This is a genomic window from Corallococcus terminator (assembly GCF_049194865.1).
Taxonomy (GTDB): Bacteria; Myxococcota; Myxococcia; order Myxococcales; family Myxococcaceae; genus Myxococcus; species Myxococcus terminator_A.
Map to the genome: position 1 here is coordinate 82702 of NZ_JBLZWL010000097.1, position 11719 is coordinate 94420.

General features: G+C 68.2%; 8 protein-coding genes and 1 tRNA gene. 3 read left to right on the plus strand and 6 right to left on the minus strand.

The annotated features are described in order from the left end of the window. Positions 1-18: 18 nt before the first annotated feature. The 5 genes from mnmA to ACN469_RS29990 all read right to left on the minus strand — a co-directional run bounded on the left by mnmA (position 19) and on the right by ACN469_RS29990 (position 5960). Positions 19-1065, minus strand: a complete 1047-nt coding sequence (gene mnmA / locus ACN469_RS29970) for a tRNA 2-thiouridine(34) synthase MnmA (RefSeq protein WP_498773335.1) — start codon at positions 1063-1065, stop codon at positions 19-21. 107 nt (positions 1066-1172) lie between these two features. Further along, positions 1173-2444 carry a CCA tRNA nucleotidyltransferase gene (locus tag ACN469_RS29975; RefSeq protein WP_498773337.1) on the minus strand — a complete coding sequence of 424 codons (1272 nt, stop codon included), beginning with the start codon at positions 2442-2444 and terminating at the stop codon, positions 1173-1175. A 100-nt stretch (positions 2445-2544) separates the two neighbouring features. Continuing rightward, positions 2545-4044, minus strand: a complete 1500-nt coding sequence (locus ACN469_RS29980) for a Kelch repeat-containing protein (RefSeq protein WP_498773339.1) — start codon at positions 4042-4044, stop codon at positions 2545-2547. A 125-nt stretch (positions 4045-4169) separates the two neighbouring features. Continuing rightward, positions 4170-5405 (minus strand): MFS transporter, encoded by a 1236-nt coding sequence (locus ACN469_RS29985; RefSeq protein WP_498773341.1) that lies wholly within the window; start codon positions 5403-5405, stop codon positions 4170-4172. A gap of 12 nt (positions 5406-5417) precedes the next feature. After that, positions 5418-5960 (minus strand): TetR/AcrR family transcriptional regulator, encoded by a 543-nt coding sequence (locus ACN469_RS29990; protein WP_498773343.1) that lies wholly within the window; start codon positions 5958-5960, stop codon positions 5418-5420. A gap of 409 nt (positions 5961-6369) precedes the next feature. Here ACN469_RS29990 and ACN469_RS29995 point away from each other — a divergent pair, with 409 nt between their 5' ends. Beyond that, positions 6370-8412: a hypothetical protein gene (locus tag ACN469_RS29995; RefSeq protein WP_498773345.1), complete on the plus strand. Its 2043-nt coding sequence runs from the start codon at positions 6370-6372 to the stop codon at positions 8410-8412. Positions 8413-8697: 285 nt separating this feature from the next. Continuing rightward, positions 8698-8771 (plus strand) — tRNA-Arg (locus ACN469_RS30000). A gap of 216 nt (positions 8772-8987) precedes the next feature. On the opposite strand, the gene ACN469_RS30005 is transcribed toward ACN469_RS30000, so the two are convergent. Continuing rightward, the gene (locus tag ACN469_RS30005) at positions 8988-10103 is read right to left on the minus strand and encodes a hypothetical protein (RefSeq protein ID WP_498773347.1); all 1116 of its coding nucleotides are present in this window, start codon (positions 10101-10103) and stop codon (positions 8988-8990) included. Positions 10104-10308: 205 nt separating this feature from the next. On the opposite strand from ACN469_RS30005, the gene ACN469_RS30010 reads away from it, so the two are divergent. Beyond that, entirely contained in the window at positions 10309-11382 is a 1074-nt protein-coding gene (locus ACN469_RS30010) for a hypothetical protein (protein ID WP_498773349.1), read from the plus strand. The last annotated feature ends 337 nt before the right edge of the window (positions 11383-11719 follow it).

Genomic DNA, 11719 nt, shown 5'->3' on the forward strand with positions numbered 1-11719 from the left:
CCTCAAGCCGACTCGAGCTCAGACGATCCAACCACCGCCCAGCACCTGATCCCGAGCGTAGACCACGGCGGCCTGTCCTGGGGTGACGGCGCGCGCGGGGGCATCCAGCTTCACCGAAACGAGGCCGTGGGGGGAGATCTCCACACGCCCCGAGGCCCCCGCGTGGCGGTGCCGGATACGGACCTCCACGGGCGTCTCCGGCGACGGCGGCGCGTCCACCCAGTGGGGCTGGAGCAGGCCGAAGCGATCCCGCCCCGTCTGCTCGGCGCTGCCCACCACCACGCGGTGGGTCTCCGGCTCCAGCCGCTGGACGTAGCGCACCTCTCCGCCGCCCAGGTTGAGCCCCTTGCGCTGCCCCACCGTGTAGCGGTGGATGCCCTGGTGGGTGCCGAGCACGTGCCCCTCCGTGTCGACGACCTCGCCCGAGGGCTGAGGGCCGGCGACCTTCTCCACGAAGCCCGCGTAGTCGCCGTCCGGCACGAAGCAGATCTCCATGCTCTCCGGCTTGTGGCTGGTGACCAGGCCGTGGCGCTCGGCGACGGCGCGGACCTCCGCCTTGGTCATGTCCCCCACGGGGAAGACGATGTCGCGCAGCTCGTCCTGGCCGAGCGTGAAGAGGAAGTAGCTCTGGTCCTTCGCGGCGTCGACGGCGCGGCGCAGGACGAAGCGGCCGTCCGTCTCTTCCACGCGCGCGTAGTGGCCAGTGGCCAGTCGCGCTCCGAGCGCCCGGGCGCGCTTGAGCAGGAAGTTGAACTTCACGTCGCGGTTGCAGGCCACGCAGGGGATGGGCGTGCGCCCGCCGAGGTAGGACTGGACGAAGGGATTGACGACGCGGTCCTGGAAGATCTCCTCCGCGTTGGCGACGTAGAACGGAATCCCGAGCGTCTGGGCGACGGCGCGCGCGTCATCGATGTCGTCGGGACTGCAGCAGCTCCCGCACTTCGCCTTGCCCTCGTAGGACCAGACGCGCAGGGTGATGCCGATAACCTCGTGGCCCTGCTCCTTGAGCAAGGCGGCAGCGGCCGAGGAATCCACCCCGCCGCTCATCGCAACGACGACTCGCATGGTGCCCCTTCCTACACGCCCCGGCTTCCGGGCGCACGCGGGAGGACGCGGGGTGCCCCCCAAACCCGACCCTGGAGCCCGGTGGGAGGGCCGCCCACCGGCCGGGCTCAGGCCCCCGAGCGCGCCGACCGCCAGGCCAGGAGCCGCTGCTTGAGCCCCTCGGCGGTGTTCAGGGCCGGCTCGTCGAGCACCGAGTCCATCAGGAAGCGTGTCGCCTCCCCGACGATGGGCGACGGGCCGACGGCGAGGGTGGCCATGATGTCGCCCCCCGTGAGCGCCAGGTCCTTGGGCACCAGGGGCGGCTTCGCGGCGGCGAGGGCCTCCAGCCGCGCGCACAGGCGCTCCACGTCGGCCAGGCGCTCCGGAGCACGGACCTGGACGCGCGCCCGCGCTACGGAAACGAGCTGGGGGAGCTGGGGCGGCCCCACCCGGGCCAGGAGCCGGCGCAGCGCGGGGTCCGCGTCCGAGACGCGCTCCTCCAGCTTCGCGGTCTCCACGAGCAGCGCGACGAGGTCCGCGACCTTGTTGGGGAACTTGAGCCGCAGGCCGATTTCACGGGCCTGGGCGCGGTCGACGAGGTCCGCGAGCAGCGTGGCCATGCGCGGTTCGATTTCCGTCGGCGCGGCCTGAACGGCGGCACGCGCGAGCCGGGCGGCCTCGGGAGAAGCGCGGGCCACTTCGGGGAGGAACACGTCCATCAGCCCCGTGTCCGCGAGCAGCACGAGGCCTCCTTCCGCGCGCGGAGAGAGCAACAGCTTCGTCAGCTCCTCGCGCACGCGCTCCAGGGCGACCTTTCGGAACACCCCGAGCGTGGCGGGAATGGCGTCACGGGTGTCCGGGTCCAGGGTGAAGCCGAGCACGGCGGCGAAGCGGACCGCGCGCATGGGGCGCAGGCCGTCCTCGGAGAAGCGCTCCAGGGCCGAGCCCACGCAGCGGATGAGCTGGGCCTGGAGGTCCGTCTGGCCGCCGAAGGGGTCCACGAGGTCGCGGTCCAACGGGTTGTAGGCCATCGCGTTGATGGTGAAGTCGCGGCGGGACAGGTCCTTGACGATGTCGCGCTCGAAGGCGACGGAGCTGGGCCGGCGTCCGTCGAGGTAGTCCCCCTCCGAGCGGAACGTCGTCACCTCGACGTGGGTGCCGCCCTGCACGACAGTGACGGTGCCGTGCTGGATGCCGGTGGGGATGACCTTGCGGAAGGCGCGCTGGACCTCCTCGGGGAGCGCGCTGGTGGCGACGTCGAAGTCCTTCGGGTGGACCTTGCGCACCATGTCCCGGACGCAGCCGCCCACCAGGTACACGGCATGGCCCAGCTCGCGCAGCCGGGCGATGACGTCGAGCACGGGTTGGGGGATGTCGGCGTTATGGAGGTTGGCGAGCATGGGTCCCAGGGCGGCGAGCGAGGTGCCCGCCTCCCCCGGTTGTACTTGCGTGCCCGCCCTTGGATCCAGGGCCTCGACGAGAGGCCCTGTGCTCAGCCCGTCACATGGACTGTTCGTCGCAGGGGTTCTGGGGATTGTGCACAGGCTCGGAAGACGAGGCGCACGCCAGAATGAGGCACTCGTTCTTCGTCCCACAACTGCCGTCACAGCAGCGCTGCTGCCCCGCGGGACACGCAGGGCCCGCATCGGCACAAGTGCCACAGTTCATGACCACACCGCAGCCGTTGGGGACGCAGCCGCAGAGGCCAATACAGTTGGACGGGCTGGGCTGACAGGTGGACTCGCACATGAACTGGGAGTTGCAGACAGACCCAGCGGCACAGGCGCCGCAACTGAGCGATCCACCGCAGCCGTCCGGGGGAGTGCCGCACTGCCCTCCTATCGCGGAGCAGGTCGTCGCAGGCACACACCCCGTCGAGTACAGCTCACTGGGTTGACGGCTCAAGACCCCGCCCGAGTCCCGATTCCAGCCGCCGTTGATGAGCACCTTGTCGGGGGATGAAGCGATCAGCGACAGCTTGAAGTCCCGGCGCGCCAGTGCAAGCGCTGGCATCACCGTCCACCCAGTCGCGCCGATGTTGTACCGCTCCGCGGAGGTCACGGGAGTGCCCGTCGTCGGATGGATTCCGCCCACGACGAGCACGGAGCCATTGCTCAACTCGACGGCGGCGTGGCCCGTGCGCACGACCGACACGGCACCGAAGGCCCAGGTGTTCGTCACCGGGTCATAGAAAGAGGCCCTCTGCTCCGGCACGTCGTTGATCCAGCGCGGCCCCACCACCAGGACCAGTCCAGAGTCGGTCTTCGTCAGCAGGGTCGCGGAGTGGCCCGAGGCCAGCACGTTGCCGCTGTTCGCCACGGCGGACCAGGTGTTGGCGGTGGGGTTGTACCGCTCGTGCTGGAGACGGTTGCCGAGCACCAGCACGTCCCCCTGCTTGAGCAACGTGGCCGTGTGGCCTGAATAGGTGTGCGTGGGAGCGGCGGTCAGGGCCCACGTTCCGGTGGCCGGGTCGAAGAGCTCCGCGGACGCGAGCCCCTGGGCGGAGGCGGGATTGTCCCCGCCCACCACCAGCACCTTGCCGTTGGGCAGGAGCGTCTGCGTGTGGCGGGCCCGGGCGACCTGGAGCGGGCCCGTTTCCGACCAGGTGCCCGTCGTCGGATCATAGAGCTCGGCGTTCCTGCCATCCCCGCGAGGGGTAATGCCGCCGGAGACCAGGACTCGGCCATCCGAGAGGCGCGTGGCGGCATGCTCGTGGCGAGCCTTCACCAGGTTTCCGGTGGCGCTCCAGGGAGTGGAGGCACCTGGGGTGTACAGCTCACAGGCGCGGAAATCACTGGGGGCGCCCGGAGCGGCGGTGGTGCCACCGACGAGGAGGACCCGCCCGTCCGCGAGGACCGTCTGCGTGAAGCCAGTCCGGATGAAGGAGGGCGAGGTCGTCAGGACCCGAGCCTCCTGGGACGCCAGCACGGGGACCTCGGCCTTGGGCGAGCTACAGGCCACCCCCATGAACAACCCCAGGAGCGCAACGGCCCCCCTCATCCCACCCTGCTGGCTCACGACACCTCCGGAATACGGTCCGGACTGTATACGAACCCAGCCCAACACACTGGTCATCGAGGCCCTCAGGGTGTCGCCGCACCCCGAGTGACACCGCTCGTGACGCCTCAGCTGGCGCGTCTGTCCGACACGCGGGCGGCCGACAGCACTCCGGCCAGGGCCAGCACGAGCACCCCCGCGATGGGCACCACGAGCAGCCCCACTCGCAGTCCCACCGCGTCGGCGACGAGCCCGACCACGGGGGGCGACAGGAGGAAGCCCAGGCGCATCAACCAGCTCACGAGGGTCAGACCCGTGCCCGGGCGCAAGCCGGGCAGCTCGTCAGCGCCGTGCATGGCGGCGGGGACCAGCGTCGAGACGCCGAAGCCCGCGAGCGCGAACCCCGCGATGGTGGCGGGCACCGAGGGGAACAGCAGCGCCGCGCCCATGCCCACCGCCGCGAACGCACCGCCCGCCCGAGCAACCGCTCGCTGCCCGAACCTGTCCACGAGCCGGTCACCGCGCAGCCGCCCGATGAACTGCGCGCCCACGAGCGCCACGTATCCCAACGAAGCCACCGTGACGCCCGCGCCGAGCGTGCCGGAAAGATAGACAGCCGCCCAGGTCATCCCCGCGTCTTCGACGAGCGCCCCGCTCAGCGCAATCATGACCAGCGCGGCGACCGCGAGCCCCAGTCGGAGCCGCACCGACGACCCACGCCGTGCCGGCTCGGCCGCTGCATGAACCGTGGCCTCGGATGAGTCGTTGGAGGCGGAGGGCTCGGGGCCGGGGAGCAGGAAGCGCAAGGCGGTCAGCGACACGGCGGAGAAGATGAGCGCCGAGGCGCCCAGGTGGATGCCTCGTGGCACGTTGAGGCCCGCGGCGAGTCCTCCCATGAGTCCCCCGAGCACCGCGCCGATGCTCCAGATGGCGTGAAACGAATTGAGGATGGAGCGACCGTAGAGACGTTGGACGCGAAGACCGTGGGAGTTCTGGGCCACGTCGGTAATGGCATCCATGCTGCCCGCGAGGAAGAGCGTCCCGGCGAGCGCCGCCCACGAGGGTGCGATGCTGGCGAACAGCATTCCCAGCCCCGTGAGCACGGTTCCGGCCACGGCGACCCGGGACGAGCGGAAGCGACGGATGAGCGCTCCGGCGGCAAGTCCCGCCATCAGGGCGCCGAAAGGAAATGACGCGACCGCGAGTCCGTACTGGGCATTGCTGAGCCCGAGGTCGGATTTGATCTGCGGATAACGAGGCAACAGGTTGGCGAGGATGGCGCCGTTGGTGAGGAACAGCACCGCCACGGCGGTGCGGGCCGCTCGGTGCTCACGGGGCACCGGGGGCGAGAGGGGGATGGTCATGATGAGGCGGCTCTAGGAAGAGAGGAATCGGAGCACGGCGTCGCGAGTGACGTCGCGGCCATGCGGTGTCGCGTCGAGGCTGACGTGGATGAACAGCCCTTCAATCAAGGCATCGAGCTTGTGGGCGGTCTCCGCGTCGACATGCTGTTCGAGCACGTCGCGGCTGCGGCGCATCCAGTCGTGGGTGATCTGCCGGAAGGCGGGCTTCCGGGCAGCAAGGGTGTAGAGCTCGAGCGTGAGCACCAGGTCATCGGGCCCCTCCACGAGGTCCGTGTGCACCAGGTCGACGATGGCCGAGGCGAGCTCGTCACGATGGGCCGCCACCGAGAGTCGCGCGGCGAAGCGCTCGCTGACGCGCTCGGCGAAGCGGGTGAAGGCCTCGCGCAGGAGCTCATCCATGCTGGTGAAGTGGTAGGTCATCGACCCGAGTGGCACCCCGGCACGGTCCGCGACGCGGCGGTGTGACGTTCCCGCCACCCCGCCCTCCGCGATGACGGCGAGCGCGGCGTCGATGATGCGGTCGCGTCGGTCGGGATCATTCCGGCGGGTCGCCAAGGGGGGCTCCTGGCTTTTCGAGAGTTCGTGCAAGAGCGACATCGAAGGAGAAGTCCTGCATGTGTACGTTCGTACATATCGACAATACCTGGAACGACTTTGTTCCCGGGGAGGGCGTCTCCCCTGGGAGTGGGGCTGTCGAGCAGGCAACCCGCAGCCCGCGCGACGGGGGTACGGCGTCAGCCAGACCGCCCCAGGGTCAGACGCACTCCAGACTCAACGCCATTCATTACCACCCACGAATTGGCTCGCCACGCCAACCAACGCCAGGATTTGCCTCCCCTCGCAGCGCCAAGGCACGTCCATGACACCCAGGCTGTATGCGGTTCTCCTCGTCCTTCTGGCCCTTCCACTTCACGCATCAGCGGAGTCCTTTGATAGGACTTTCATCTACGAAGCAGAAACGAACTTGCAGCATGCCATTGGTTATCCGGAAGGCGTCGGCTGGGCCGCGAACACGGCGGCCTACGCACGGGGCACGCTCGTCTACGGTCCCTATGCCACGAACTGGGGTGCCGGCGCGGGCAAGGCCGTTTTTCGAATCATGATCGACAACAACAGTTCCAACAACGTTCCCGTCGCGAACCTGGACGTCTACTGCTACGACAGTGATCGCCTCATCGCCACGAAGGAACTGCGGCGAGGAGACTTCACCCGGACCTTCGAATATCAGGACTTCGACCTCTGGTTCGACCTGCGGCTCTGCGCCGGTCAACAGATGGAGGTCCGCCTGGGCTGGCTCGATCAGGCCTACCTGAACATCGACAAGGTCACGGTCCACCTCGACGACTTCGCCCAGGGAGAGCCGCAGGTGAGGAACTTCACCGAGAGTTCTCCCGCGCACGTCCAGGCCCTGGTTCGAAGGGCCATCGAGGGGCTGGGGTTCGGGACCTATGACCCGGCCACCGCCCCACTCCGTCGAGACGGCCCCAACGCCGGAGACCTCGTCTTCGTCGGCAAGCACTACATGGCATGGATTGACCAGACGGGCTTCTACGGGAAGATGAACGCCCTCTGGCTTCTCAATGGCGCGACGGGAGACGCACTGGCCTTCGTCCATGAGCAGCCCACCACCCGACGCCCCGTGAGCTTCCTGGGCGTGGCCGAGGACGGCAATGGCGCGTGGATGGCGGGCTACAGCGGCGCCGAGCACTATGAGCTGCCCCACGAGACTCCGGAGCCTGGCGAGGACCCCAACAGGAACGGGCAATGCGACACCAATGAGGCGTGTACGGGCAGCGCCTGCGTCCGAACCATCTGCAACTGGTACAGCATCAACGAGGCGGCGCCGGTCACCGACCCTGACGTGCCCCATTGGACGGCGTGTGCCCAGAACCGCATGGCCTGGGCCCGGCGCGTCCGTCCCTCCCTCCAGGAGGAAAGCGCCACCTCGCTCCGCCTGGTCTACGAGGCGCCCATCACCAAGGAGTCCGATGCGGGGAGGGATGGCGCGAAGGAGGGAGACCTCTGCCACCAGGACTTCCTCTTCTCCGACGGAGTCCGACGTCCCGTGTTCCTGCGGCTCGGCTACGTCCTGCATGGGGACAAGGCGTTCTTTGATCGGACCTACCAGTTCGACAATCCGGCGGGGAACCCGGCCTTCGGGCAGGAAGTGTGGTCCGTGATTGGAGGGCTGGTCCTGTCGAAGCTGCCAGCGACCCAGCCGGCCAAGGCCAACCTGTTCCACACGGTGCGCCCGGAGTTGCGCGCTGTCTCGGGGCCCGTGCCACCCTATACGTTCCCCGCGGGCCAGTGGACCGCGCGCCGCCCGGCCACGTCGTCGAACGAGGACGAGGTCTGGGGATGGCTGGCGACGTCCATCTCCTGGAGCGCGCGGGGACGTGCGTCGCTCGGAGACTCGTTGAAGATGGAGTCCCTGGGCCCTGTCGACAATGACGACACGGGCTTCTGCCTGTGCAACGTCCACGGGGGAATGGAGGTGGGTGGTGGCGTGCTGCATCGGGGCATCTCGCTGCCCATCGCGGGCGGCACCCGGTCCATCGAAACCACGCGCCGTATCTCGTTTCCGGCAGAGTACACCCTCCCCTTCGTCTACGAGGCGGAGGGCGGTTCACTCTTCAAGCTCGTAGGTCGCACCGATGGCGATGGTTGGTCCGCCAGCACCGCGGCCGACTCGCAGGGCCGACTCCTCTACGGGCCCTATGCCAGCCACTGGGGGGATGGCGCCAAGAACGCGATCTTCAGACTGATGGTCGACTCCATCACGACTGGCGGCAACGTGGTGACGGTGGATGTCTATGACGCCACGACAGACCAGGTCATCGCGACGCGAGCCATTCCGCGCTCGTCATTCATCCAGCCCTACATGTATCGAGACTTCAGCCTGAGCTTCTCCCTGGACAACCGGCTGGGTCACGCTATCGAGACGCGCGTGTACTGGCATGACATCTCTTATGTGAAGGTCGACAAGATCTCGGTGTTCGACCAGTAGTGGGGCAGTACCTGGGGCCTGTCGCTGGAGGGCGGGCGGTGGGTGCTCCCTGGCCCCTGTGGTGGGCGAGGGGGCGGCCACCCGGGCTCGCTTCCGTGCTCCTGGGACGGAGCCCCGTTGTTCGCAAGGCATCAGACCGGGCTCAACGGGCGTGCCCATCAGGGCATCGCTCTCGTTGCGCGCGTCCGGGCACCTGCTATAAACCGCTTCAGTGCGAAGGGAGCCACCAGCAGTGGCCACCCTTCGTTTGAAATAACGAGTAATTCTGCGGATTTAGCCGCGAACGACCTCGTAGCTCAGTTGGATAGAGCGGCGGTTTCCTAAACCGCAGGCCACAGGTTCGATTCCTGTCGGGGTCATAGCGGAACCCCTTGATGTTCCAAGGGGTTCCGCGCGTATCACCGAGCGCCAGGTGGTTGACCGCGCCAGCGTGGTGTCCAGGTGGCGCTGCGACGAACGCGAATGACGCTCAGCCTTTGACGGCCACAAGCACGGCCCACCACCGCGCCACATGCGTCGGCCCCGTACATCGGTCCGCACTGACGAGGCCGAGGCACCGATTGAAGACGTGGGCGCTACAGCGCCTTCTGGAGCGCCTGCTCCAGTTCCTGATGCGTCTGCCAGCTCACCGGGCGGAGCCCTGAGACCAGATCCAGTGTCCCGTTCGAAACGGAGACGGAGGCCTGGGCATCCGTGCGCAACTGGATGCGCTTCACCTTCTCACGCAGCGCGGTGCGACCAATCTCGTCCTTGGCGAGGGACTCCACCACTTCGCGGACGCGCTCGGCGAGGAAGCCCAGCGCGCGCAACTCCTCCGCGCTCGCGGGGTTGACCCCGGGCGCCAGCATCACCTCCAACGGAGCCTCGGTCACCGCGCGCAGGCGGGCCTCCAGCGCGATGAGCTGACGGCGAAGATCCAGCAGCGACGGGACGGGCACGGAATCTCGCCGCAGCTCGCCGAACCACACGACATCGTGGACGGTGACGGCCTCGACGGTGCCCACGGGGATGATGGAGGCATCCTCCTGCGAGTAGCCACCCTCCCGGGGAGCGAAAACGAGGATGGAGCGGCCCTCGCGACGGTCCTCCAGCATCTCCCGGACGACGCCGGTGATGGCTCGGCCGCTGCGCAGGGACAGCGTCGCGCGGGGAAGGAACAGCGGAACCCCCGCCCGCTCCCGCGCGGTGATGCGCACCAATGCATGGAGCAATGCATCCACACCCTTGGCATCCGCCTCCAGGAAGGAACGGAGGGGGTCACCCGTGTACGGATTCGGCAGCTCCGGGGCGGCCTCGAGCGTCTTCCGGATGGCCTCCTTCCGGTCATCCACCTGGTCCAGGTTCGTGACGGGCTCATGGTCCAACGTGAGCACCCCCTCCTGAAACGTCGCGATGCTGGACGCGGACGAGTTGCTCGACGAGTTGCGGATGACGATGCGCTTGAGCGCGCCTCGCAGGAAGTCGCGGCCCAGGTCGTCCTGCCCCAGGGCGTCCAGCGCGCCGATGAGCGGGGCGAAATAGACCTGAGGCCAGGCTTCCGCATACAGCTCCGCGTAGCCCTCCGCCGTGAGGCTGGCCCAGTCGACCTGCACGGGCACCTCGAAGCGCGCCGCGGCCTCCACGTCCTTCTGGAGCTTCGGGTAGAGCGTTTCCTCGAACTGCTTCGCGGCCTTGCGTTCGGCGAGTCCCATTCGATTCTCCAGAAGGAGGGTGTGGGCGAGGAGTCTCGCCCGAGCCCCCAGAAGACGCCCAGCCCCGACTGCTCGTTCCATCGCCTCTGGTCCGGGTGGACCCATGCTCACAGCCCATCCTGGGTCACCCCGGCATCACTGTGCCGGCTTTTCGGGCGCGGATAGGCTTTCCCCCTCACCCCCCAACCAAGCCCAGGAGATCTCCATGTCCAAGTCATGGAACGTCGTCATGTGCAGTCTCGCCTCGCTGTGGATGGCCTGTTCTGACGGCCTCGAGGAGTCGATTCAGCCGGAGCTCTCCGGTGAGATGAGATTGTCTGTCAGCGGCCTGACCGCCCAGCAGCTCGACAGTCTGGTCCTCACGGTGCAGCCGGCCAATGTCTCTCAATCCCTGTCGTATTCGGCGACGACGGACACCTTCACCGGCACGCTCGTGTTGCCCGTCGGAACTCAGACCCTGACGGCGCAAGGCTATGTCGACGATGGCGCGGGCAACCCCGTGCTCGTCGCGAGCGGCACTACCTCCGTGGATGTCGTCGGAGGTACGACGGTGACTGCCCTCCTGCGCGTCCAGGACCTCACGCCGCCGGTGCCCCAGCCCGACATCGCGCCTTTCATCTTCGGAGCGACCATCACCGGGCCGTCCCGCGTCAATCAGTACACCAGCTTGAGCGTGTCGGCCCGCGACCTCGACGGGGACGTCCTGACCTACCAGTGGACGAGCAACTGCCCGACGAGCGTGTTCACCCACCCCACCTCCTCATATACCCAGTGGGTGCCACGTGACGCTGGCACCTGCCGCATCCAGGTGGACGTCACAGCGCGCGGCGTGACGGTAAGCCAGAGCATCACCGTGGGCGTCCAGGGGCTGACGACGCCGCAGACTGGCGAGGTCGAGATCGAAGCGGAGTACATCACCCGGCCCCTCGTCACCGCCATCCACATCCAGGGGACCGGCCTGAGCGCCCGCCAGTTCTCGCGCCAGGACGCGGTGACGCGACTGCCCTTCGTGGGCCCGAACCGGACCTTCCAGATCGAGTTCTTCGTGGACTATGGCAACCGACACGGCACTCGCACCGCGTCGCTCGACTCGACGTGCGGCACCGTGGTGCGCGGCGTCGACACGTGCGCGGCCAGCCCCGCTCCCGCGACGTGCTCGGTGCGGTACACCTGGACCACTCCCCTGCCCAGCCCCACCTGTCTGCTGACGGCCCGGGCGACGAATGGAAGTCTGACGGACTCCTTCGCCATCGGAACCATGGTGGACTGGGTTCCCTGAGCGCCCTCTGGACGCGAAGACCCCACATTCCTGGGATGGACCTGCCCGGGTGGCTCCCGCCACCCTTCTCTCCTACCGGACGAACCCTGTTCGCGAGAGGAGAGAACCGAGATGCTCGCCCCGCTTCCGATTTCGCGCGTCGCGACCCATCCCCTCGTCCTCCTCTGGGCCGCACTGGCCGTCCTGAGCCTGGCCGTCGGACTGGGTGGGTTCTTGAGGCCCTGCCAGTGGAACCCGGAGCGGGTACTCGCACGCGCCTGTGCGCCGAATCCACCCCAGGCGCCCTGAAGACAGACGCCCCGCTCCGGCACTGGAGCGGGGCGTGCGGCTCCTGACG

Coding starts and splice junctions, on each gene's coding strand:
- mnmA (WP_498773335.1), bottom strand. CDS start 1,065: ATGCGAGTCGTCGTTGCGATGAGCGGCGGGGTGGATTCCTCGGCCGCT.
- ACN469_RS29975 (WP_498773337.1), bottom strand. CDS start 2,444: ATGCTCGCCAACCTCCATAACGCCGACATCCCCCAACCCGTGCTCGAC.
- ACN469_RS29980 (WP_498773339.1), bottom strand. CDS start 4,044: ATGAGGGGGGCCGTTGCGCTCCTGGGGTTGTTCATGGGGGTGGCCTGT.
- ACN469_RS29985 (WP_498773341.1), bottom strand. CDS start 5,405: ATGACCATCCCCCTCTCGCCCCCGGTGCCCCGTGAGCACCGAGCGGCC.
- ACN469_RS30005 (WP_498773347.1), bottom strand. CDS start 10,103: ATGGGACTCGCCGAACGCAAGGCCGCGAAGCAGTTCGAGGAAACGCTC.
- ACN469_RS30010 (WP_498773349.1), top strand. CDS start 10,309: ATGTCCAAGTCATGGAACGTCGTCATGTGCAGTCTCGCCTCGCTGTGG.